The organism is Arthrobacter echini, from assembly GCF_004803505.1.
Lineage (GTDB): Bacteria > Actinomycetota > Actinomycetes > Actinomycetales > Micrococcaceae > Arthrobacter_D > Arthrobacter_D echini.
This window is the reverse complement of the sequence record NZ_SSWH01000001.1, coordinates 47,343-69,630: the sequence shown is the minus strand read 5'-3', so window position 1 is coordinate 69,630 and position 22,288 is coordinate 47,343. Positions and strand designations below refer to the sequence as shown.

Annotated in this window: 24 protein-coding genes; 16 read left to right on the top strand and 8 right to left on the bottom strand. The window is 66.6% G+C overall.

Translation table 11 applies throughout. The features are described from left to right. Positions 1-137 precede the first annotated feature (137 nt). From topA to proC, 4 genes are all read left to right on the top strand, one after another. Positions 138-2,885: a type I DNA topoisomerase gene (gene topA / locus E8P82_RS00335; protein ID WP_136452506.1), complete on the top strand. Its 2,748-nt coding sequence runs from the start codon at positions 138-140 to the stop codon at positions 2,883-2,885. A gap of 85 nt (positions 2,886-2,970) precedes the next feature. Next, positions 2,971-3,984 carry a Ppx/GppA phosphatase family protein gene (locus tag E8P82_RS00330; protein WP_136452505.1) on the top strand — a complete coding sequence of 338 codons (1,014 nt, stop codon included), beginning with the start codon at positions 2,971-2,973 and terminating at the stop codon, positions 3,982-3,984. Next, a complete protein-coding gene (locus E8P82_RS00325) occupies positions 3,935-4,786 on the top strand; it encodes a sugar phosphate isomerase/epimerase family protein (RefSeq protein ID WP_136452504.1) in 852 nt (283 codons plus the stop codon). Before E8P82_RS00330 ends, E8P82_RS00325 begins: the two co-directional genes overlap by 50 nt. A 236-nt stretch (positions 4,787-5,022) precedes the next feature. Continuing rightward, positions 5,023-5,880 carry a pyrroline-5-carboxylate reductase gene (proC, locus tag E8P82_RS00320; RefSeq protein ID WP_136452503.1) on the top strand — a complete coding sequence of 286 codons (858 nt, stop codon included), beginning with the start codon at positions 5,023-5,025 and terminating at the stop codon, positions 5,878-5,880. A gap of 91 nt (positions 5,881-5,971) precedes the next feature. Here the strand turns inward: proC and E8P82_RS00315 are convergent, their stop codons facing one another. Together E8P82_RS00315 and E8P82_RS00310 are read right to left on the bottom strand one after the other, a co-directional pair. Then, positions 5,972-6,640 (bottom strand): potassium channel family protein, encoded by a 669-nt coding sequence (locus tag E8P82_RS00315; protein ID WP_136452502.1) that lies wholly within the window; start codon positions 6,638-6,640, stop codon positions 5,972-5,974. Beyond that, positions 6,633-8,045 (bottom strand): TrkH family potassium uptake protein, encoded by a 1,413-nt coding sequence (locus E8P82_RS00310; RefSeq protein ID WP_136452501.1) that lies wholly within the window; start codon positions 8,043-8,045, stop codon positions 6,633-6,635. The genes E8P82_RS00315 and E8P82_RS00310 overlap by 8 nt, the downstream gene beginning before the upstream one ends. Positions 8,046-8,175: 130 nt before the next feature. Here E8P82_RS00310 and E8P82_RS00305 point away from each other — a divergent pair, with 130 nt between their 5' ends. From E8P82_RS00305 to E8P82_RS00290, 4 genes are all read left to right on the top strand, one after another. Beyond that, complete coding sequence (locus E8P82_RS00305; RefSeq protein ID WP_246020857.1) at positions 8,176-9,378, top strand: acetoin utilization protein AcuC; 1,203 nt, start codon at positions 8,176-8,178, stop codon at positions 9,376-9,378. A 51-nt stretch (positions 9,379-9,429) separates the two neighbouring features. Next, positions 9,430-9,969 (top strand): ArsR/SmtB family transcription factor, encoded by a 540-nt coding sequence (locus E8P82_RS00300; RefSeq protein ID WP_136452500.1) that lies wholly within the window; start codon positions 9,430-9,432, stop codon positions 9,967-9,969. A gap of 49 nt (positions 9,970-10,018) precedes the next feature. After that, the gene (locus tag E8P82_RS00295) at positions 10,019-10,219 is read left to right on the top strand and encodes a helix-turn-helix domain-containing protein (protein WP_136452499.1); all 201 of its coding nucleotides are present in this window, start codon (positions 10,019-10,021) and stop codon (positions 10,217-10,219) included. Between the two features lie 208 nt (positions 10,220-10,427). Beyond that, the gene (locus E8P82_RS00290; protein WP_003792170.1) at positions 10,428-10,526 is read left to right on the top strand and encodes a 30S ribosomal protein bS22; all 99 of its coding nucleotides are present in this window, start codon (positions 10,428-10,430) and stop codon (positions 10,524-10,526) included. Positions 10,527-10,678: 152 nt separating this feature from the next. Here the strand turns inward: E8P82_RS00290 and E8P82_RS00285 are convergent, their stop codons facing one another. Then, entirely contained in the window at positions 10,679-11,482 is an 804-nt protein-coding gene (locus E8P82_RS00285; RefSeq protein ID WP_136452498.1) for an HAD family hydrolase, read from the bottom strand. A gap of 61 nt (positions 11,483-11,543) precedes the next feature. Between E8P82_RS00285 and E8P82_RS00280 the strand changes: the two genes are divergently transcribed. Beyond that, positions 11,544-11,807: a glutaredoxin family protein gene (locus E8P82_RS00280; RefSeq protein ID WP_136452497.1), complete on the top strand. Its 264-nt coding sequence runs from the start codon at positions 11,544-11,546 to the stop codon at positions 11,805-11,807. Positions 11,808-11,955: 148 nt separating this feature from the next. Further along, the gene (locus E8P82_RS00275; RefSeq protein ID WP_136452496.1) at positions 11,956-12,657 is read left to right on the top strand and encodes a redox-sensing transcriptional repressor Rex; all 702 of its coding nucleotides are present in this window, start codon (positions 11,956-11,958) and stop codon (positions 12,655-12,657) included. A gap of 43 nt (positions 12,658-12,700) precedes the next feature. Here E8P82_RS00275 and E8P82_RS00270 read toward each other — a convergent pair whose 3' ends face one another. After that, on the bottom strand, positions 12,701-13,348 hold the full coding sequence (locus E8P82_RS00270; RefSeq protein ID WP_136452495.1) for a hypothetical protein: 648 nt from the start codon (positions 13,346-13,348) through the stop codon (positions 12,701-12,703). A 190-nt stretch (positions 13,349-13,538) separates the two neighbouring features. Further along, positions 13,539-14,096, bottom strand: a complete 558-nt coding sequence (locus E8P82_RS00265; protein WP_136452868.1) for a YceI family protein — start codon at positions 14,094-14,096, stop codon at positions 13,539-13,541. A 159-nt stretch (positions 14,097-14,255) separates the two neighbouring features. Between E8P82_RS00265 and E8P82_RS00260 the strand changes: the two genes are divergently transcribed. The 5 genes from E8P82_RS00260 to ccsB all read left to right on the top strand — a co-directional run bounded on the left by E8P82_RS00260 (position 14,256) and on the right by ccsB (position 19,238). Then, entirely contained in the window at positions 14,256-14,930 is a 675-nt protein-coding gene (locus E8P82_RS00260) for a histidine phosphatase family protein (RefSeq protein WP_136452494.1), read from the top strand. A gap of 39 nt (positions 14,931-14,969) precedes the next feature. Then, positions 14,970-15,578, top strand: coding sequence for a TlpA family protein disulfide reductase (locus E8P82_RS00255; RefSeq protein WP_425455961.1), 609 nt, complete (start codon positions 14,970-14,972; stop codon positions 15,576-15,578). A gap of 24 nt (positions 15,579-15,602) precedes the next feature. Continuing rightward, positions 15,603-16,400, top strand: a complete 798-nt coding sequence (locus E8P82_RS00250) for a cytochrome c biogenesis CcdA family protein (RefSeq protein WP_425455972.1) — start codon at positions 15,603-15,605, stop codon at positions 16,398-16,400. A gap of 79 nt (positions 16,401-16,479) precedes the next feature. Then, positions 16,480-18,207 carry a cytochrome c biogenesis protein ResB gene (gene resB / locus E8P82_RS00245; RefSeq protein ID WP_425455959.1) on the top strand — a complete coding sequence of 576 codons (1,728 nt, stop codon included), beginning with the start codon at positions 16,480-16,482 and terminating at the stop codon, positions 18,205-18,207. Further along, positions 18,207-19,238, top strand: coding sequence for a c-type cytochrome biogenesis protein CcsB (gene ccsB / locus E8P82_RS00240; protein WP_136452491.1), 1,032 nt, complete (start codon positions 18,207-18,209; stop codon positions 19,236-19,238). The genes resB and ccsB overlap by 1 nt, the downstream gene beginning before the upstream one ends. Positions 19,239-19,306: 68 nt before the next feature. On the opposite strand, the gene E8P82_RS00235 is transcribed toward ccsB, so the two are convergent. Continuing rightward, the gene (locus tag E8P82_RS00235; RefSeq protein WP_136452490.1) at positions 19,307-19,681 is read right to left on the bottom strand and encodes a hypothetical protein; all 375 of its coding nucleotides are present in this window, start codon (positions 19,679-19,681) and stop codon (positions 19,307-19,309) included. Further along, positions 19,678-20,058 carry a TetR/AcrR family transcriptional regulator gene (locus E8P82_RS00230; RefSeq protein WP_136452489.1) on the bottom strand — a complete coding sequence of 127 codons (381 nt, stop codon included), beginning with the start codon at positions 20,056-20,058 and terminating at the stop codon, positions 19,678-19,680. Before E8P82_RS00230 ends, E8P82_RS00235 begins: the two co-directional genes overlap by 4 nt. An 83-nt stretch (positions 20,059-20,141) precedes the next feature. Between E8P82_RS00230 and E8P82_RS00225 the strand changes: the two genes are divergently transcribed. Continuing rightward, on the top strand, positions 20,142-20,807 hold the full coding sequence (locus E8P82_RS00225; protein ID WP_136452488.1) for a response regulator: 666 nt from the start codon (positions 20,142-20,144) through the stop codon (positions 20,805-20,807). 35 nt (positions 20,808-20,842) lie between these two features. Here E8P82_RS00225 and E8P82_RS00220 read toward each other — a convergent pair whose 3' ends face one another. Beyond that, positions 20,843-22,210, bottom strand: coding sequence for an MFS transporter (locus E8P82_RS00220; protein WP_136452487.1), 1,368 nt, complete (start codon positions 22,208-22,210; stop codon positions 20,843-20,845). Positions 22,211-22,288: the final 78 nt, after the last annotated feature.

The window sequence follows — 22,288 nt, the reverse complement described above, 5'->3', positions numbered from 1 at the left end:
AGGAATTTCCCCGGAGATCCGGCGTTTTCCCGGATGCAGGCGGGCATGACGCATACTGAAGGGTGAGGCCCAGCAGCAGGATCCGGACAGGATCCTTCCCGGCTGCCGCGGTATCGCCCCGTACATCTAGGAGAGAAGTGCCCACCAAGGCCACGGACAAGAAGCACGGCAAGAAGCTCGTCATCGTCGAGTCGCCCAGCAAGATCAAGAGCATCTCGGGCTATCTCGGTGAGGACTTCCAGGTCGCCGCGTCCATGGGTCATATCCGCGACCTCCCGCAGCCCTCGGACCTGCCTGCGGAGCTGAAGAAGTCCTCGGTGGGCAAGTTCGCCGTGGATCTCGACAAGGATTTCGAACCGTACTACGTCGTCTCCCCCGAGAAGCGCAAGACCGTCGCCGAGCTCAAGGCCGCGCTCAAGGACGCCGACGAGCTCTACCTCGCGACCGACGCCGACCGCGAGGGTGAGGCGATCGCCTGGCACCTGCTGCAGGTCCTCAAGCCCAAGGTGCCCGTCTACCGCCTGACGTTCGGCGAGATCACCAAGGAAGCAGTCACGCGTGCTCTGGGCGAACTGCGCGAGGTCGACATCCCCATGGTCGACGCGCAGGAGACCCGCCGCATCCTCGACCGCCTTTACGGCTACGAGATCTCACCGGTCCTCTGGCGCAAGGTGGCCCGCGGACTGTCCGCCGGCCGCGTGCAGTCCGTGGCAACCCGCCTCGTCGTGGAGCGCGAGCGCGAGCGCATGGCCTTCCGCACGGCGTCGTACTGGGATCTCACCGGCACCTTCACCCCTGCCGACGCGGAGAAGGGTGCCGCATTCCCGGCGAAGCTCGTCGGCGTGGACGGCACCAGGATCGCCTCCGGCAAGGACTTCTCCGACCGCGGTGAGCTCAAGGCGGCCAACGCCGTCCGGCTCGACGAGGACGCAGCCCGCTCGCTCGCCACCGGACTCGAGAGCGCCGAGTTCACGGTCCGTTCGCTCGAGACCAAACCGTATACGCGCCGTCCTGCCGCTCCGTTCACCACCTCGACCCTGCAGCAGGAAGCGGCCCGGAAGCTGCGGTTCAGTTCGAAGGTGACCATGCAGGTGGCGCAGCGACTGTACGAGAACGGCTACATCACCTACATGAGGACCGACTCGTCGGCGCTGTCCGACCAGGCGATCAACGCCGCGCGCCGGCAGGCCTCGGAGCTCTACGGGCCCGAGTACGTGCCCGAGGCGCGCCGCCTCTACAAGGACAAGGCGAAGAACGCGCAGGAGGCGCACGAGGCCATCCGGCCCTCGGGCGATTCGTTCCGCACGCCGGCGCAGGTGGCCCAGGGGCTGCGCGGTGACGAATTCCGCCTGTACGAGCTGATCTGGAAGCGCACCGTCGCCTCCCAGATGGCCGATGCCAAGGGCTCGACGGCGTCGCTGCGCCTCGGCGCGGTCAGCGCCGACGGGCGGGACGCCGAGTTCGCAGCTTCCGGTACCGTCATCACCTTCCGCGGCTTCATGGCCGCCTACGAGGAGGGGCGCGACGCCGATCGCGCCGAGGACTCGACCGAGGGTGATTCCCAGGGAACCCGGCTGCCGAACGTCGTCAAGGGTGACGCCCTGGGAGCGACGGCGATCGAAGCCGTGGGCCACGAGACCTCCCCGCCGCCGCGCTACACCGAGGCCTCCCTGGTGAAGGTGCTCGACGAGCGCGGCATCGGGCGCCCGTCGACGTACGCGGCGACGATGTCCACCATCATGGACCGCGGCTACGTGCGCCTCCGCGGCCAGGCCCTCGTGCCGAGCTGGATCGCGTTCTCCGTGGTACGGCTGCTCGAGGAGCACTTCAACGACTACGTGGACTACGACTTCACGGCGGAACTCGAGGAGGACCTGGACCGGATCTCCCGTGGCGAGGCCGGACGCGTGGAGTGGCTCGACCACTTCTACTACGGCGATCGCAAGGACACCGGCCTCCACACCATCGTGAACGACCTCGGCGAGATCGATGCGCGACGCATCAACTCGGTGGAGATCGCCGAGGGTATCACCCTGCGCGTGGGCAAGTTCGGGCCGTATCTGGAGAAGCCGCTCCCGGCGGATGCTCCTGAGGGTACCGAGCCGCAGCGCGCCAACGTGCCCGAGGACCTCGCGCCGGACGAGCTGACGGCTCAGAAGGCCATCGAGCTGATGGAAGCCCCGCAGTCCCAGGAGCGGGTCCTCGGAACCGATCCGGAGACCGGGCGCACCATCGTGGCACGCGATGGACGCTACGGGCCCTACGTGATCGAACTCATCCCGGAGGTCACTGCCGAGGAGCTGGCGAAGCAGCCGGTCGAGTACTACAAGAACGGCAAGCCCAAGCCGCCGAAGAAGCCGGCCAAGGTCAAACCGCGCACGGGCTCGCTGTTCGCCTCGATGTCCATCGACACCGTGACCCTCGAGGAGGCACTGCGGCTGATGAATCTGCCGCGCGTCCTGGGTACGGACGAGGACGGCAAGGAGATCACGGTGCAGAACGGGCGCTTCGGCCCGTATCTGAAGAAGGGCAGCGATTCGCGTTCCATCGGCTCGGAGGAGGAGATCTTCACCATCACCCTCGAGCAGGCCCAGGAGATCTACAGGCAGCCCAAGCAGCGCGGTGGTCGCGCGGTCACGCCGCCACTGGCCGAGTTCGGTGACGACCCGGTGAGCGAGAAGGCCATCGTGGTCAAGGACGGACGCTTCGGCGCGTATGTGACGGACGGCGTCACGAACGTCACGGTGCCGGCGTCGATGGCCATCGAGGAACTGACCCGCGAGCAGGCGATCGACATGCTCGCCGAGAAGCGCGCCAAGGGGCCTGCCCCGAAGAAGACCACGCGGAAGGCACCCGCGAAGCGCAAGGTCGCTGCCGCCAAATAGGGCGTTTCGCGAAGCGGTACGACCAGTGCGGTACGAGTGCGGTACGACGGATACGAGCGGGAACTGAGCTGGAAGAGCGGGAACAATGCGGCTAGGTGTGCTGGACATAGGGTCGAACACGGTCCATCTGCTACTCGTCGACGCGCAGCCGGGCGCGCGGCCCGTCCCGTTCGCGACCCACAAGAGACCCCTGCAGCTCGTGTCCTATCTCGACGGCGACGGGAGGATCTCCCGCGCGGGGCAGGATGAGCTGATCGGGTTCGTCCAGGAGGCCCGCGAGTTCGCCACGTCGCACCGGGCCGAGGACTTCCTCGCCTTCTGTACCTCGGCGATCCGTGAATCCGCCAACGGCGGTGAGGTCCTTGCGCGCGTGTGCGAGGAGACCGGCGTCGATCTGCAGGAGCTCTCCGGTGACCAGGAAGCAGCCGTCACCTTCCAGGCCGTTCGCCGCTGGTACGGCTGGGCGTCGGAGTCGATCCTGAACTTCGACATCGGCGGCGGCTCCTTCGAGATGGCGATGGGCACCGACGAGCTCCCGGAGGTTGCCCTGTCCGTACAGCTCGGTGCGGGCCGGCTCACCCGGGAATGGCTTCGCGGCGACCCGCCATCGGCGAAGAGCGTGAGCGCGCTCCGCCGGCACATCAGGGCTGTCCTGCGTGAATCCGTGCCGCAGTTCGCCCACCTCGGGACACCCCATCTCGTGACCGGGACGTCCAAGACGTTCCGTTCGCTGGCCCGCATGGCCGGAGCGGCGCCGTCGGCCGCCGGTCCGTTCGTCCGCCGGGAGCTACGGCTCGTCGACCTTTCGCTCTGGGCCAGGCGTCTGGCAGCCATGAGCATCGAGGATCGCGCGAATCTCGACGGGGTCTCGGAGCTGCGCGCCCCGCAGGTCCTCGCGGGCGCACTCGTCGCGGAGAGCGCCCTCGAACTGTTCGGGGTCTCCTCGGTGGAGATCTGCCCCTGGGCGCTGCGGGAAGGCGTGCTGCTGCGCCGGTTCGACGCGAAGATGTTCGACGCCGTCGAGCCGCTGCCCGGGGCGAGACTCGGCCATGCCGAGCTGGATTCCGTACGGCGCGTCCCGGCCCACGAGGGTGTCTGAGGTGGCGGATCGGCAGGACGGGACGGCACGCATTCCCGTCGCGCTCTCGAGTGCCTCGGTCTACCCCCTCTCCGTCCATGACGCCTTCGCCCTGGCCCACGATCTCGGCTACGACGGCGTGGAGGTGATGGTCACCAACAACTCCGTCAGTCAGGATCCCGATCAACTCACCGTCCTCAGCGAGCGGTACGAGCTGCCGATCCTGGCGATCCACGCGCCGACGCTGCTGCTGACGCAGCAGGTGTGGGGCAAGGCCTGGACGAAGATCGAACTCTCGGCCGCCATGGCCGTGGAAGTCGGCGCGAAGACCGTGGTGACCCATCCACCCTTCCGCTGGCAGACCGGGTACGCGGAGGAGTTCGGCGAGGGGATCACCCGCGTCGCCGCGGAGTACGGCGTCGATATCGCGGTGGAGAACATGTATCCGTGGAAGGTCCGGGGCCGCGAGGCGAAGGCGTACCTGCCGCACTGGAACCCGGTCCCCGAGCCCTACGAGCGGATCACCTGGGACTTCTCCCACGCCGCCATCGCCGGGATGGACTCCTACGAGGAGATCCGGGGGCTGGGCAGCCGTCTCGCCCACGTGCACCTGACCGATGGCACACCGAACGGGAAGGACGAGCACCTGCTGCCGGGCCAGGGCCAGCAGCGCTGCGCGGAGGCCCTGAACCACCTCGCCGAGTCCGGATGGGACGGCGTCGTGGCCGTCGAGGTGAGTACCCGGCGCGCGCGCGGTGCCGGGGAGCGAGAGGACTGGCTCGCGCAGACCCTCCGCTTCGCGCGTGAACACCTGCAGCACTGACGGCACACGAGCTCGGAACCTGCCCGGGCACAGTTTGGTGAACGAGAAAGGCGCCGGTGGCTGTGCCGGTGTCTGGGGGGAACACCCGCTGCCACCGACGCCGACCGGATCAGGAAGGTCCGGCCTCGATCACTCGCACCCCTTGGGGGTGTGATCAACGCTAGGGGCCCCGAATGTGGCGGAGCAGCGAGGATGCTGGGAAGAGGCTGGGAAAGCGGCATGGCAGGATGGACCCCATGACGTCGACCTCCACCCAGCGGATCGCTTTCCTCGGGTGCGGCTCCATGAACGAGTCCATCCTGGCAGGCCTCCTGACGGCCGGCCTGGATCCAGCGCTCGTGACCGCGACCGTCCGCCGCGCAGAGCGAGCACGGGAGCTCGAGGAGCGCTATGGCGTGCGGACCCTGGCGACCTCCGGGCACGACGGCGCCAATGTCGAGGCCGCCAGTGGGGCCGACGTCGTCGTCCTCGGGGTGAAGCCCGTGGGTATCGTCGCTATGGCGCAGGAGATCGCGGACGCTTTGAAGCCCTCCACCGTGGTGCTCAGTGTCGCAGCGGCCGTGTCCATCGCCATGATCGAGGAGGCCCTGCCGCAGGGTCAGCCCGTGGTCCGGTCGATGCCGAACACCCCTGCACGGCTGGGCCGGGGTGTGCTGTCCATCTCCGCGGGGTCCTCCGCCGGCCCCGAGCACATGGAGCGGGCGCGTGCCCTGCTCGAAGCTGCGGGGACGGTCGTCGAGATCCCCGAGGACCAGGTGGATGCGCTCTCCGCCGTCAGCGGCTCCGGGCCCGCCTATGCGTTCTACCTGGCCGAGGCCATGGCGGCGGCGGGCGTGGAGCTCGGGCTGGAGCCGGAGCTCTCCGAGCGGATAGCCCGCGAGACCGTCGCCGGCGCCGGGTTCATGCTCGCGGAGCCGGACGCCGACGCGGCCGCCCTCCGCAAGGCCGTGACGAGTCCCAAGGGGACCACCCACAGTGCCATCGAGGCCTTCGAGGAGCGCGGTCTGGCGCGTATCGTCGCCGACGGCGCCCGGGCGGCAACAGCGCGGGCGGCCGAGATCACCCGCGAACTGGGCGGCGCGTCGTCGAGCTGACGGGACAGTCGTGTCCATGGCGCAGGCAGAATCCCCGTCGACGCGGACCATGCAGTCTGCGAACGCGGTCGTACCCGGACCGCTCGCCCTCCTAGGGGCGGCCGGCGAAGCGTTCGAGCAGATCGACGTGCCCGGAGACGATCAGCATGTCCCGGCCGGACACCTTGGTCTCCGGCCGCGCATAGGTGAAGTCCTCACCGGGCGACTTCACCCCGACCACCGTGACACCGTACTTCGAACGGACCGATGACTCGGCGAGCGTGAAGCCCTGGGTCTCCTTCGGCGGGTACATCTTCACGATCGCGAAGCCGTCGTCGAACTCGATGAAGTCGAGCATGCGCCCGCCCACCAGGTGCGCTGCCCGCTGGCCGGCGTCGGCCTCGGGGTAGATGACGTGGTTCGCGCCGATGCGCTTGAGGATCTTGCCGTGGGAGGGCGTGATGGCCTTGACCCACAGGTGCGCGATGCCGAGATCCACGAGATTCGCGGTGATGAGGACACTGGACTCGATCGAGGTCCCCACCCCGACGACGGCGGCGGAGAACTCCTGCGCTCCGAGCTGACGGAGGGCATCGATGTTGGTGGCGTCGGCCTCCACCACGTGCGTGAGCAGGCTGGAGAACTTCTGGACCAGTTGGGGATCCCGCTCGATCGCCAGGACCTCGCGACCCTGGCGGACCAGTTGCTGTGCGGTCGCGGCGCCGAAGCGGCCGAGACCGATCACGAGGACGGGTGCGTTGTGTGCTGGTCTGTCAGCCAATGATCGGCCTCTCGTCGGGGTAGCGGTACAGCGTGCTGCGTTGCCTCAGCGCCAGCGCCGAGGCGAGGGTGATGGTGCCCATGCGACCGGTGAACATCAGGGCGGAGAGGACGTACTTGCCCTGCGGCGGGAGTTCCGCACTCAGATTGGTGCTCAGTCCGCAGGTCGCGAAGGCGGAGATGACCTCGAAGACCACCTTGTCGAGCGGCTCGTCGGTCATGGCCAGAAGGAGTCCGCAACCCACCAGCACCAGGGTGGCCCCCATGAAGATCACGGAGATGGCTACGCGCATGGCTCCCTGCGGGATGCTACGCCCCCAGGCGCGAACCTCCGAATCACCGCGTGCCTCGGCGACGATGGCCAGGAACATGACGGCGATGGTCGTGACCTTGATACCGCCGGCCGTGGAGGCAGATCCTCCGCCGGCGAACATCATGGCGTCCGTGAGGAGCATCGTCGTCGTGTTCATGGATGTCTGATCCACCAGATTGAAGCCGCCGGAGCGCATCATGACCGAGGCGAAGATGGCGTGGATCGTCTTGTCCGCGCCGTCCAGCTCGCCGATCGTGTTCATGTTCTCCCACTCGAGGAGCGCCCAGGCGAAGGAGCCGACGACGAGCAGGAGCAGCGAGACCGTCACCGTGAGCTTCGCGTGGAGCGACCACTTGCGGAAGTGGTGGCGGACCTGGACGAGGACCATGATCACGGGAAAGCCGAGACTGCCCAGGAAGACCCCCACCATGAGCGGCGTGAGGATCCAGAGGTCGGTCTCGTACGGGACGAGTCCGTCCGTGTGGGGCGTGAAGCCGGCGTTGTTGAAGGCCGAGATGGAGTAGAAGATGCCATGCCAGAGCGCCAGCCACCACGGTTCACCGAGGATCAGGAAGCGGGGGACCAGCACGACGGCGAGGACTATCTCGATGATCACCGAGGTCGTGATCACGATCCGCAGGAGAGTGCCGATCTCGCCCAGGCGGCTCGCGTTGTTCAGGGCAGCCTGGGCCAGGAGCTTGCCGCGGACACCGAGGCGTCTGCTCACGATCAGGGCGAGGAGGGAGGCGAGCGTCAGGGTGCCCAGTCCGCCGATGAAGATCCCCAGGATGATGACGAACTGGCCGAAGAAGGACCAGTGCGTGGCGGTGGAGACGACGGTCAGGCCCGTCACGCAGACAGCGGAGACTGCCGTGAAGAGGGCATCGTGCAGGGGTGTGACTCTGCCGTCGCTCGCAGCCATGGGCAGACTCAGCAGTGCGGTGAAGACCAGGATCACGGCGCTGAAGATCATCAGGGCAAGTCGGGCGGGCGAACTGTTCGCGAAGGAGTCGGCGAAATCGCGGATGGAACCCAGGATCCTGAGGTATCCGTGTCGATCGTCCCTCAGCCAGCGAGGCTGTTGACTTGCCATTGACGCCCGCTCTACCCCGTCCGACGGTGCTGCCGCCCTCGCGGCACCCAGATCTTTGTTGTCCTGCAGTAGTAAAGCATCTCATCGATTCACGCCACGGGTTCGGGCCGCGTCGCGTAGCCTTGCAGGGATGTCAACGCACTCGAGGCCCGTGATTCCCGTCCACGTCGTCTGGGACGAGTCCATGCTGGCCTACGACTTCGGCGGACAGCACCCGATGAACCCCGAGAGACTGCACCTCACCGCCCGACTCGCCCGTGAATGCGGCCTGTTGGATCTCGACGGCGTGAGCGTGAACTCCCCCTTCGTGGCCTCGGACGCCGACCTCGCCGTGGTCCACAGCACCGAGTACATCGGGGCGGTCCGGCACATCAGCAGCAATCCCGACAGCTCCGATGCCACCCATGGCCTCGGCACGGAGGACAATCCCGCGTTCGCCGGCATGCACGAGGCCAGCGCACGGCTTGCCGGGGGATCCCTCGGGGCGGCGGAGGCGATCATGCGGGGATCGGCCGTGCGGGCGGTGAATTTCGGCGGCGGTATGCATCACGCGGCGAGATCCCGTGCCAGCGGGTTCTGCATCTACAACGACGCCGCCGCCTCCATCCAGCGGTTGCTCGACCGCGGGGCGCAGCGCGTCCTGTACATCGACGTGGACGCACACCACGGCGACGGGACGCAGAGCATCTTCTGGGACGACCCCCGCGTGATGACCATCTCCCTGCACGAGACGGGCATGAGTCTGTTCCCCGGGACCGGGTTCAGCAATGAGACGGGCGGCCCCGGAGCTGAGGGCTATGCGGTGAATGTCGCCCTGCCCACCGTCGCCGGTGACGCCGCGTTCCTCCGGGCCTTCCACGCCGTCGTCCCGCAGCTCGCCGAAGCCTTCGCGCCCGAGGTGATCGTCAGTCAGCACGGCTGCGATTCGCACCGCGAGGATCCGCTGACCAATCTGCGGTTGAGCGTCGACGCACAGTACACCCTGATGCTCGGCGTGCGTGAGCTCGCGGACCGGTTGTGCGGTGGTCGGTGGATCGCCACCGGTGGCGGGGGATACGCCCTGGCCACCGTAGTGCCACGATCGTGGACGCTGCTGGTCGGCGTGGCAACCGGGGCGCGCATCTCACCTGCGACGCCGGTTCCCGCCGAGTGGCGGGATTACGTGCGTGAACGCCACGGCGTCGACGCGCCGGCTCTGTTCGGTGATGGTGCGGACATCTGGTGGCGCTCCTGGGAAGTCGGTTACGATCCCAACGACGATCTGGACCGCACGGTGATGGCGACACGCAAGACCGTCTTTCCACTGCACGGTCTCGACCCCTGGTTCGATTGAGGTTCCTGCCGGGGTGATGCCGCACGGCGTATATATCGCTAGGGTGGCCCTATGGGATTCGACGACGTCTTCGCCGTGATTGCGGAGCGCACACGCAGGCAGATCCTCGAGAGCCTGCAGGCCGGCGACAAAGCGGTGGGGGAGCTCGTGGTCGAGCTCCAGGTGAGTCAGCCCACGGTCTCGAAACACCTCAAGGTTCTTCGTGAGGCCGGGCTGGTCACCATGAGGGCACAGGGACAGAAGCGCTACTACTCACTGGATCGTGCCCCACTGGGCAGGGTGGGGAACTGGCTCACCTCCCTCGGAGCCACTGGCGCTGACGACGCGGACGCTTCTGAACCGGTTGCCGTCAGCATGGAGGCTCCGGAATCGGCTCCAGTCAGCACGGAGCCGACAACGGCAGGAACGGCCGACGCCGGGGCCGGGGAGCAGCCGCTCGCGCCCGCCGTCGTGGCAGTCGCGGATCTACCGCTGGACCAGGATGTGGCACGTCCGCAGCCAGGCTGGACGGCGACCGGTATGGGACGTGCAGCAGGTCGGGCTGCGGACCTGCTGTCCCACCTCCGGCGCCGCCGCGATCCGTCCGCGTAGCACGAAGGACCGGCACGGCCGGCAGACCCCCACATGAAGGAATTCAGACATGGTGGAAGCGAAGAGTTTCTCGGATGTACATTTCCTGACGGTTGCCGAAGTGGCAGCCCTGATGCGCGTATCGAAGATGACCGTGTACAGGCTCGTCCATTCGGGGGCGCTGCAGGCCGTGCAGTTCGGACGTTCCTACCGCGTACCTGAATCGGCAGTGGAGGACATCGTACGGCGGGCGCGGTCCGAGGGCGCCTGAGGTCGTGGATGGATCGACGACCGGCCGGTAGCGGGGCCGGTCGGGGGCGTCCGGGAATCGGATGTACCCTATAGAGGAGCGTTCCGGGCGGGTCATGGCCTGCCTCCGTGTCATCCGGGCAACTGCCAGCAGGCATGCGCCGTAGTCATCAGCACGAAATTCCCCGGGTGGGGACCGTACTGGCAATCAACAGGTTTGTGAGGACTCTATGGGTTCAGTCATCAAGAAGCGCCGTAAGCGTATGGCGAAGAAGAAGCACCGCAAACTGCTTCGCAAGACGCGCCACCAGCGCCGCAACAAGAAGTAGGAGAGCATCCGGCCTCGCAGCCGGTGCCTCACGATCGGCCCGGATCCCGTCCCCGAGACGCGGTATCCGGGCCGATCGTCGTTCCGGAGGACTCGTTCGAGGTGCCGGTCGTTCGGGGCACCGGGCGCGCAGGGCCGCGACGCCCCTGCTCCTCAGCGGCTACGGAAGCGTGCGAAGCCGCGCCAGAGCCCGTAGATGGACCCGATGATCGTCGCCAGACGCAGACCTACCGTTGCTGCTCTGCGACCGCTGCGGAAATGGTAGACCGGCCAGTTGTTCGCGTGGGCGTGGCGCTTGAGTCTGCTGTCGGGGTTGATGGCCACCGGGTGGCCCACGAGGGTCAGCAGTGGCAGGTCGTTGTACGAGTCGCTGTAGCCCCAGCAGCGTGAGAGGTCGAGATTCTCCCGCTCCGCGAGCTCGAGTACGGCGGCTGCCTTCGCGGGTCCGTGCAGGAAGTCACCGACCAGCCTGCCCGTGTACAGGCCCTCGGCGACTTCACCCACGGTCCCGAGGGCGCCGGTCAGCCCGAGGCGGCTCGAGATGACTCCGGCCACTTCGACGGGAGTGCCCGTGACGAGCCAGACCTGCCGGCGGGAGGACAGGTGCTGTTCGGCCAGAGCACGCGCACCCGGCCAGATCTTCGAGGCGATCATCTCGTCGTACACTTCCTCACCGAGCGCGAGGATGTCCTCGTGAGCTATACCGATGGCGAAGGCGAGAGCGGCGTCACGCACCGAGTTGACGTCGGTCATCGTCTCCCCGCGCATGATGAACCGCAGCTGTTTCCAGGCCAGTCCGGCAGCGAAGCGAAGAGTGAACGCCCTGCGCTGGTACATCTTCCGCGCCACGTGGAACAGACTCGCCCCGCGCATCAGCGTGTTGTCCACGTCGAAGAAGGCTGCCTCGCCGCTGGCCGGCTCAGGAGGGGGTGGTGTGCCCCGGGCGGCGTCCGGCATGTTCTGATCCTAGTTCGTCGCGGCCCCCTTCTGCGCGGGGTCGGCGCAGTACCCTCGAGGGATGGAAGCTCCCGAACGGACACCGGGCGACGGCGTCGTCCTCCTCACCAGACCCGAGTGCCACCTGTGCGAGGATGCCCGAACGGTGGTCGGGCAGGTGACCGCGGACCTCGGTCTCTCGTGGCAGGAGCTCTCCGTCAAGGATGCCCCCTCCCTCGGCACGCGATTCGCCGAGGAGCTGCCCGTTTTGTTCATCGACGGGGTGCAGCGCGACTTCTGGGCCATCGACGAGGTCCGCCTGCGCAGGTTGCTCCAGGGACAGTGAGGTCCGCCGTGGCGGTGGGGCTGTGCACCAGGACCGGCTTGGTGGGCTTGTTGCGTCGGCATAAAGTGGTGGTACCGCCGCCCGGACGCAGGGTGATCCCGGAGCTGTTGCTCCTGACAGGCGCAGCACGAACGACGGAGTAGGGACAGTGACAACGCCGCACACGCCAGGGCTTCACCCTGTAGGCGATGCGGCGCGCCCGATACCGCCGGCTTCCGTGGCCCGCCTCACGATCTACCTCCGCGCCCTCAACTCATTGCTCGCAGAGGGTACCGAGCGGGTTTCCTCGGAGGAACTGGCGGATGCCGCAGGGGTGAATTCCTCCATGCTGCGCAAGGACCTGTCCTACCTCGGGTCCTATGGAACGCGCGGGGTCGGCTACGACGCCCAGTACCTCACCCGGCAGATCTCGGCGGCGCTGGGCCTGACGCTGGACTGGCGTGTGGCGATCATCGGGGTCGGCAACCTCGGGCGTGCGCTCGCAGGGTATCCGGGTTTCCTGTCCCGGGGATTCGGGATCGTGGCGCTCGTCGACACCGACCAGAGCGTCATCGACACGGAGATAGGACATCTTCGGGTGAGCGCCGCCGACGATCTCGAAGTCGTCCTTGAGCGCACGCGCACCAACATCGCCGTCCTCTGCGTGCCGACCGCCGTGGCGCAGGCAGTGTGCGATCGGCTCGTGGAGGCGGGTATCTCGAGTATCCTCAGCTTCACGCCCGTGGTGCTGCAGGTGCCGGAACACGTCCAGGTCCGCAAGGTGGACATGTCCACGGAGCTGCAGATTCTTGCCTACCACGCGCACAGGGCGCAGGAACCGGACCTCGGTCCGGTCTCCCGCGCCCTGTGAGGCCCGGCCGGGAAGCTGCGGCGGGACGGATGCGCTGTATGGCTCAGTAGCCGATCTTCTGCGGCGCGAAGTAGGGCCGCGAGGGCTTCAGATAGGTCATGATGACGCCCGCCGCGCCCAGTACCATCACGACGAGACTGAGGATCGTGCCAAGTGCTGAGGACTGACTGGTGACCTGCTGGCCACTGGATTCGACGAGATCGTTGGCCAGAGGCGCGAGCAGGAGGCCAGCGAGGGAGAACATCACGTTCAGCGCCGCAAGGACGGTTGCCGTGATCCGGGCCCAGTTGTGGCCCTTCCTGATGAAGACTGCCAGCAGGACGTAGACCGCTGCAATGATGATCGAGAATCCGATCGTGAGCGCAGTGACGAGCGACGCCCCGGCGACGTCGGAAAAATCAGTCGTGAGCGCCGAGAGGATCGAGCTCACCAGGTAGACGACGCCCGCCGCGAGGATCAGGTAATAGGCCGTCATGACCTCCTTGGGCGCCGGCCCCTTCGACGCAGGTGCGGCCTCGACCCCCGATGTGGGGTAGGCGTAACCCGCGGGCTGGGTGCCCTGGTAGCCGTACTGGTTCTGCTGGTCGAACCGGTTGGCGCCAACCTCCGGCGTCGTCCGGCCCTCCGGGCTCCCCTGGGACGGGTACTGATCGTCCGGACCGGTGTTCGGGTTCTCCTGTGGCGTACTCATTGCGGCGTCCTCCGTCGTCGTGATCGTGCCCGCGCCGGTGCCCCCATGGACGTCCCCGGCGCGGGTGCAGGTCCTCGCAAGCCTAGTTCGTCGTCGGGGAAGAGGGGCTCGACGATGCGAGCGGCCGGTGTCCCTCAGGGGACGCCGGCCGCTCGCACGAGTCCTGGACGTGGCACCAGGGCGAGGTCGATCAGACGGCGGCGACCGCGGGTGCGACGAACGCGGCGTCGATGCTGATGGTCACCTTGTCGCTGACCAGCACTCCGCCGGTCTCGAGAGCTGCGTTCCAGGTGAGGCCGAATTCCTTGCGGGAGATGGTGGTCGAGGCGAAGATCCCGGCGCGCGTGGCACCGAAGGGATCCACGGCCACACCGTTGAACTCGGCGTCCAGGACCACGGACTTGGTGATGCCCCGGATGGTGAGGTTGCCGCGGATGGTGTAGTTCTCACCCGTACCCTCGTGGGAGGTGGAGACGAAGGTCATCTCGGGGAACTGCTCGACATCGAAGAAGTCCGCGCTCCTGACGTGCTTGTCACGGTTCTCGTCGCCGGAACTGAACGAGGCGGTCTTGATGGTCGCTACGATCGTGGAATCCTCGAGGCTCGAACCGACCGTGAGGGTTGCGTCGACATCCTTGAAGGAGCCCCGGACCTTGCTGATTCCTGCGTGACGGACGCTGAAGCCGACCTCGCTGTGCGCGGGATCGATGGACCAGGCGCCGGTGGTGAGTCCTGCGGGGACATTCATGATGATCTCCTGTAGTAGCTGGTAGCGGATGCTTACGGGGTGGATAAGCATGCGTTTGCATGTTTTATTCCGGATGTCAGCATAACCCTTGATCGCGCGGAGGATCAGCTCCGTCGGCAGGATTCGGTGATGCGCCTGCGGATGCGGGAAACTGGGGGTATGCAGCGATCAACCGTCCACCTGGTGCGCCACGGGGAGGTCCACAACCCGGAAGGGGTTCTCTACGGGAGGCTCCCCGAGTTCCACCTCTCCGACCTGGGCCAGCAGATGGCCCGGCGAGTGGCTGACTACTTCGGGGAGCAGCGGGCGACCGGGGCACGGCTCGTCCACCTCGTGGCCTCACCGTTGGTCCGCGCTCAGGAGACGGCCCGGCCGACTGTCGAGGCACTGGGCCTGGAGCTCACGACGGACGTGCGCGTCATCGAGGCGGAGAACCGCTTCGAGGGGATGTCGAAGATCAAGAGCCGACTCCGCCAGCCACGGTACTGGCCCCTCCTGGTCAACCCGTTCAAGCCATCCTGGGGAGAGCCCTACAACCAGCAGGCGGAGCGCGTGATGGCAGCCGTTCACGATGCACGACGGCGGGCGCTCGGGCTCGTGGAGGACGGGGCCGGCCGCCCTGCCGAGGCGATCATCGTCAGCCACCAGCTCCCCATCTGGGTCACCCGGCTCAAGGCGGAGCATCGTCGACTCTGGCATGATCCTCGGCAGCGAGAGTGCACTCTCGCCTCTGTCACCTCGCTCGACTTCGACGGCGACACCATCCAGCGTGTGCGCTACGCGGAGCCGTGCGCGGACCTGTTGCCCGGTGCGGCCAATGTCCCCGGTGCGTAATAGAGTTACTACACGCCGTAGAAATCAATGGAAGAAGCCGTGACCACAATCACCCGCTCCTCGAAACACAGCACCCTCTCCCGACTGGGCGCGGCCATCGGCGTGTCGTTGTGCCTGGCGAGCGTGTCCTGCGCGGCCGATGATCCTCTGGCTCAGCAGGCTGCAGCAGGAGACGGGAAGAACTACATCGCCGGAGACGGTTCGGTCACGGAGTATGCCGCCTCCGAGCGGGGAGAGCCCGTGGATGTCTCGGGAACCCTGTTCGGTGGGGCAGCGGTTTCCAGTGCCGAGTGGGATGACCAGGTGACCGTTCTCAATTTCTGGTACGCGGCGTGCGCTCCATGCCGCGAGGAGGCTGCCGACCTCGTAGCACTGCACGACGAGTACGCGCCGCAGGGCGCCGCATTCTACGGCGTCAACATCCGCGACGAGCAGGCCACGGCCGAGGCGTTCGAGCGGAGTTTCGGCATTCCCTACGAGAGTTTCAACGACAAGGACGGCGGTGTCCTGCTCGACATGACCCAGTACGTCCCGCCCCAGGCAGTTCCCACGACCATCGTGCTCGACCGCGAGGGCAGGGTCTCCGCCCGCATTCTCGGAATCGCCGATCGCAGCACGCTCGACGCCCTGATCCGCGATGTCCTGTAGCGCGCCCCACCCGGCCGGCCGATGATGTCGGTCATGGCGATCTCGCCGTCGTCGATCCCCCTCGTCGCCGGGAATGCCTTTGCGGACGCGGTACTCAACGGCTCCGTGCTCCTCGCGCTGCCGGTCGCTCTCCTGGCCGGCCTCGTCTCCTTCGTCTCACCGTGCGTGCTGCCTCTTGTCCCCGGGTACCTCGGCTACGTGACCGGGTTGACCGGGATCGACCTCGAGAAACAGCGCAGGGGCCGGATGCTCGCCGGCATCGGGTTGTTCGTCCTCGGCTTCTCCGTGATCTTCATGGCCTACGGCACACTCTTCGGGCAGCTCGGGGCGTTCCTGCGCGTGTCCCAGGGCTGGCTCATCCAGATCTTCGGTGTTGTCGTGATCCTGCTCGGATTCATCTTCATGGGCGGATTTTCCTGGTTCCAGCGCGAGAGCAGGGTCCATGCCAGGGTTCCTGCCGGGCTGGTGGGCGCTCCGCTGCTCGGAATCACGTTCGGGCTGGGCTGGGCTCCCTGCATCGGTCCGACACTCGGTGCGGTGCAGCTACTGGCCATCTCCGGCAACGACGCCACCGCGCTGAAGGGTGCGTTCCTCACCTTCGCCTACTGTCTGGGACTCGGCCTGCCGTTCCTGCTGATCGCCCTCGGGGTGCGGCGCGGCATGGGGGCACTGGCGTTCTTCCGGAGGCATCGGCTCCTCCTCCAGCGGACGGGCGGTGGACTGCTCGTACTCGTCGGGCTCCTCATGGTGACCGGTGTCTGGACCTTCTGGATCACGCGCCTGCAGGATGCACTGATCAGTGGTGTGGTGCTGCCGATATGACCGGCAGGAGAGATATGACCCGCAGGACAGTGAACAGGGAACACAATCAGTTGCACCGATCGGTGCCCAGGAGGCCGGCGTGGTGAAGCAGGACATTGCGCCGGGCGTCAAGGGCACGGCGGGCTCGAAGGCCGACGTCGCCGTTCCCGCGCTCGGCTTCGTCGGTACCCTGCGCTGGGCATGGACGCAGCTCACGAGTATGCGCACCGCGCTGTTCCTGCTGCTGCTGCTCGCAGTGGCGGCGGTTCCGGGGTCCCTCTTCCCGCAGCGCTCGGCGAATCCTGCGGTCGTCACGCAGTACATCGAGGAGCACCCCGATACCGGCCCCGTCCTGGACTGGTTCCAGCTGTTCGACGTCTACTCGTCGGTCTGGTTCTCCGCGATCTACCTCCTGCTGTTCATCTCGCTCATCGGCTGCGTGATACCGCGCGCCCGAGCCCACTTCAGGGCCGCCCGTTCCACTCCGCCACGGACACCGAAGCGCCTGTCGCGGCTGCCGGTCCATGGCACGCTGGAGATCCCGGCCGCAGAGGTACAGGACGCCGACCTCACGCCGTCGTCCGCTGCCGGGCAGGCCGCCGCCGTCCTCAAGAAGCGCGGTTATCGCGTGGACGTGCGCGGGGTCGGTACGGACGAGGCATCGGTGGGTGCCGAGCGTGGGCTGGCGAAGGAGCTCGGCAACCTCGTCTTCCACATCTCACTGATCGGGGTGCTCGTGGCGGTCGCGATCGGCGGACTGTTCGGCTACAACGGCCAGAAGGTCATCGTCGAGGGTGACAGCTTCGTGAACACGCTGATCGGCTATGACAGCTTCAATCCCGGGTCCAACTTCTCGGACGATCAGCTGGAGCCCTACTCGATCCGCCTGGACAGCTTCGACGTGCGCTTCGATCGCGAGCAGGAGAGCCACTACGGCCAGCCGCTGGACTTCACGGCCAATCTCACCACGCAGGACGGGCCCGGGGCGCCGGAGGAGCAGCAGGTGCTCAAGGTCAACGCGCCGGTCACCATCGGCGGGACGAGCGTGTACCTGGTCGGCAACGGCTACGCGCCGATCGTCACGGTGCGTGACGGTGAGGGTGACATCGCCTCACAGGGGCCCGTGGTCGCGGTTCCCTCGGACGGGCTCTACACCTCGCTGATCGTCATCAAGGCACCCGATGCCCAGCCGGACCAGCTCGGCTTCGTGGGGTTCTTCCTGCCAACGGCGTTCGTGGACGAGGATGGCGTCTCGTTCTCACGGGACCCCGATCCGTTCAATCCGCAGCTCAACCTCAACTCGTACTACGGTGATCTGGGGCTCGACGACGGCACGCCGGAGAACGTCTACGTGCTCGACACGGAGAATCTCACCGAGCTCAACAGCCGGAACAACGACGACGGCGGGATAGTGCTCGCCGTCGGCCAGACGTACGATCTACCCGAGGGCAAGGGTTCCATCACCTTCGACGGCCTGCAGCGCTACATCGCCCTGGACATCCATCACGACCCGGCGAAGGCCGCAGCCTTCGTGTTCGCCACGCTGGCTCTCCTCGGTCTGGGCGCGTCCCTGTTCATCGCGCGGCGCAGGCTCTGGGTCAAGACCAGCCGGCGCGACGACGGAGGTATCCGGGTCGAGTACGGGCTGCTCGCCCGGGGCGAGGATCACCGCCTCGCGGACGAGGGTCTGCGGGTTCGGAAGCTGCTCGCGGACCGCTGGTCGGTGCCGAGCGGTACGGGGGACAACACGGAGGACAATAGGGTGCCGGAGGCCGTGTCATCGGCCGGCGGCACGGGGCAGTCGCAGCACAACACAAAGGACAACTGATGCCACAACCAGTCAACGCCGAGCTCGGTCAGGTCAGTGAGCTGCTGATGCTGCTGGCCTCCATCGCCTACGTGGTGGCCTTCGTCTTCTTCGTACTGGACCTGGTGAAGTCCAGCAAGACCATCAGTGCCGTCGAGTCACGGCTCGCGAGCGAGCAGGCAGCATCGGCGCGCACGCTGGCCCACGTGGGAGGCCGGGATCCGGGGTCGACGGCGGCTCGGCCGGCAGCGCCCGTGACCGCGGACGACTCGATGGACTACGGCTCCGGGGCCCGGCGGGGCAGTGCCCGTATCGCCGTCGCCCTGACGGTCCTTGCAGCTCTCATTCATGGTGCAGCAGTTGTCAGCCGTGCCTTCGCTGCCCACCGCGTGCCGTGGGGCAACATGTACGAGTTCTGCACCACGGGCGCATTCCTGGTCGCCGTGATCTTCCTGATCACTCTCACACGCAAGGATCTGCGGTTCATCGGTTCCTTCGTGGTGGGGCTCGTGGTCATCATGCTGTGTGCCGCGACGGTCGGCTTTCCCACACCCGTCTCCCGGCTGATCCCGGCGCTGCAGAGTTACTGGCTCGTGGTGCATGTATCCATCGCCGTCGCGTCCTCGGCCCTGTTCACCATCACGTTCGCCATGTCCGTGCTGCAACTGCTGCAGACCTCGCGGGAGGCGAAGCTCCTCGCCGGAAAGACCGACACCGCGCGGTTCCTCCGGCTCGTGCCGTCCGCGCTGAGTCTGGAGAACCTGTCCTACCGGCTCAACGCCATCGCCTTCATCGGCTGGACCTTCACTTTGATCGCCGGCGCCATCTGGGCCGAGCAGGCCTGGGGGCGCTACTGGGGCTGGGACACCAAGGAGGTCTGGACGTTCGTGATCTGGACCGTCTACGCCGGCTACCTGCATGCCCGAGCGACGAGGGGCTGGACGGGGACACGTGCGGCCTGGCTCTCGATCGTGGGCTACCTCTGCATCGTCTTCAACTTCACCATCGTCAACATGTACTTCTCGGGCCTGCACAGCTACGCCGGGGTCTAGCCACTGGCGTAGCTGTGCCGCTGGCTCGAAGGATCATTCCCGGTTCGCAGTGGCAGACAAGGGCGTGGTCAGTCGCGGTCAGCCCGACGAGGCATCGCAGCATTGATCATGTCCACGATCCTCCGTGGATCGTCGACACTGAGATGAATTCGCTGGAAACGTGGAGCTGTCGTCTGGATGACGACGGTGGTCTTCCCTCCGGTTACGTTCCAGTAGTGTCGCTCACCGTCCTTCTTCCATGTGCCGACCCATTTGTGTCCGGGGATTCCCAGGCCTGGACTTCGCACTCCCTTGTAGTCCTCGGTGGTTCCGGGGTCGTGCGTCGCACCTCGGATCTGGTCGAGAGGTACCTCGATCCTGCGCACGAAGCCCCAGAGCTTGTCGAGTCCCCGCGGCTCGACCACGAGGACCCGGCGCGCGGTGTCGATGAAGACCTTGTTCATGGTGCTCCTTCGTTCAGGCCGGCTCGCGCCAGCAGTCTCGTTCCCAGTTCCCGGGCGGCGTCAGTGCGCCAGAGGCTTATGGTCCCGGCGCAGATACTGCGAACCTCGTCGTCCCGCGCTGCAAGTTCGACCAGCGCGATCAGCAGGAGATCCGATCTCTCCCCGGACTTCCTCTCACCGGACGTCGCAGCGACCTTCCGCAGGCACTCGACGAAGATGCCCCGCTTGCTTCCGAACACCGCGTAGAGGCTCCCTCGATGCACACCGGTGGCTTGCACGATGCGGTCCATTGAACAGCCTTCGTACCCTTCTGCGATGAAGAGTTCCGTTGCTGCTGCTACAGCGGCGTCGATGTCGAACTCTCTGGGGCGTCCCATGATTCAAGAATGACCGTTCTAGAATAGTCAGTCAAGAACTTTGGTTACGTCCATGCTCCGGACGGTACCTTCGTGCTGAGAGCATGGTTGCCGTGGATCTGACCGTGCGCGTGGTTCTGGTGGACGACGACTCACTCGTGCGGGCGGGGCTTCGCCTGATCCTCGGCGGGTGTCCGTCCCTGGAGATCGTCGGGGAGGCCTCTGACGGGCGCGAAGCCCTGACCCTGATCGAGCAGACGGTGCCCGACGTCGTGCTCATGAACATCAGGATGCCGACGATGGACGGACTTGCGGCGACCCGAGCGCTGCACGATCGCGGCGACAGCGCGCGGGTGATCGTCCTGACGACCTTCGACACCGATGACATGGTCCTCACCGCCCTGCGGTACGGCGCATCGGGCTTCCTCCTCAAGGACACTCCTCCGGCCGACCTCGTCGACGCCGTCCGCAGGGTGTCCAAGGGGGAGCCCATCCTCTCGCCGAGCGTGACCGCGCAGCTCATCGCCACGGTGAGTCGCGTCCCCGATGATCGGCGCAAGCGTGCTGTCGACCTGCTCGCCGGCCTCACCGAGCGCGAGCAGGAAGTCGCCGTGGCGATAGGCCGCGGACTGACCAACGCCCAGATCGCAGCCGACCTCTACCTGAGCGTCCCGACGGTCAAGACGCACACGGGGAGCATCTTCACCAAGCTCGGTGTCTCGAACAGAGTTCAGATTGCCCGCTACGTGCACGATGCCGAGCTGAAGTAGACCGTGCTGCCTACTGCTGGTCGCCTTCTTCGCCCTCAGCCGACACGGATGACGCGAGGGTCCCTTTTGCGTGCGGCGAAGACGAGTAGACCCGAGGCGAGGATGGGCAGGCAGCCCCACCAGAGGCCGGCCTCCGTCCAGGTTCCGCCCGAGGAGAGGGTCATCGTGATCAGGAGACCTCCGATGATTGCTCCGACCTGACCCGAGGCATTGATCAGGGCACCTCCGGTGGCCCTGGTGTGAACGGGGAAGCTCTCGCCCGTGAAGAACAACAGGGCGGAGAACGGTCCGATCAGGAAGAACAGACCGGCGCTGTAGAGCGTGACGATGACGGCGAAGTTTCCGTCCGGAGCCTGGAGCATTCCGAAGAAGGACGCGCTGCTGAGGATCCACGCGATGCCGATGGTGTTGCGGCGCCCGATCCGGTCGCCCAGCCAGCCGTGGAAGAGGTAGCCCGCGAAGGCCGTGGCGTTGGAGATGACCAGAATGGCCAGGGCGCTGTTGAAGGTGATGTTCTTCCCATCGGCGGCCGTCAGCAGGGACGTGCCGAGGATCGCGAAGGCCAGGACTCCGACCCAGTTCAACAGGAACGACGTGCCGATCACCAGGGTGGAGCGCAGTGACTCACCCTGGAAGACGGCCACCAGCGGAGTGGACTGATTGGTCATGTCGATGCCGCTTGCCGAGGCCAGTTCCTTCGCCTCCGCCTGGCGGTCGGCCTTGACCAGTTCCTCGATCCGGCGCCGCGTGGTGAACTGGGGGCTCTCCTTGAGCCAGCGCCCCGCGATGACGATGAAGACGGCAGGGATGGCCGCGACGACGAAGCAGAGCGGCCAGCCGCCGATGGGGAACAGGAGATAGACGGATGCTGCGGCAAGCACGGAACCGATGGGCCAGCCGGACTGGACGAGGGAGTAGATGAATCCGCGCCGCCGAGCCTTCGCCGGATCGGTGTAGCTGTGGGCGAACATCTCGTTCAGGTAGGCGGCGTTGATGGCCTGCTCGGCGTAGCCGAGCCCGGCCAGGGAGCGGACGAGGATCAAAAAGACGACGCCCACCCCTGCAGCCAGGCCTATGACCAGTCCGGTCGTCGCGGTCAGCACCGAGGCGACGGCAGCGCCGGTCACAGCCAGGAGGATTCCCTTCCGCCGACCGATACGGTCCGCGATGGGTCCGATGGCGAAGGCTACGAGAGCCGTCCCGGCGGTGACCCAGGTATTGACCTGGGTGGACTGGGCTCCGGTCCAACCGAAGTCCTCCGCGAGGACGGGGAGGAGATTGCCGAAGAGCACGAAATCGTAGACTGCGAAGGTCCAGGCGAAGAAGCAGATCCAGGTCGCGATGCGTACGTCTTTCGGAGTGACCTGGGTGATGGTGGCTTGCGGTTGCTGAGTGATGTCCATTGCAGGTTCCTTGTCATCGGAATGCGGGTGAGGGCAGCGACGGTCGTCCTGGGGCAGGCTGAGTGCTGCCCCAGGACG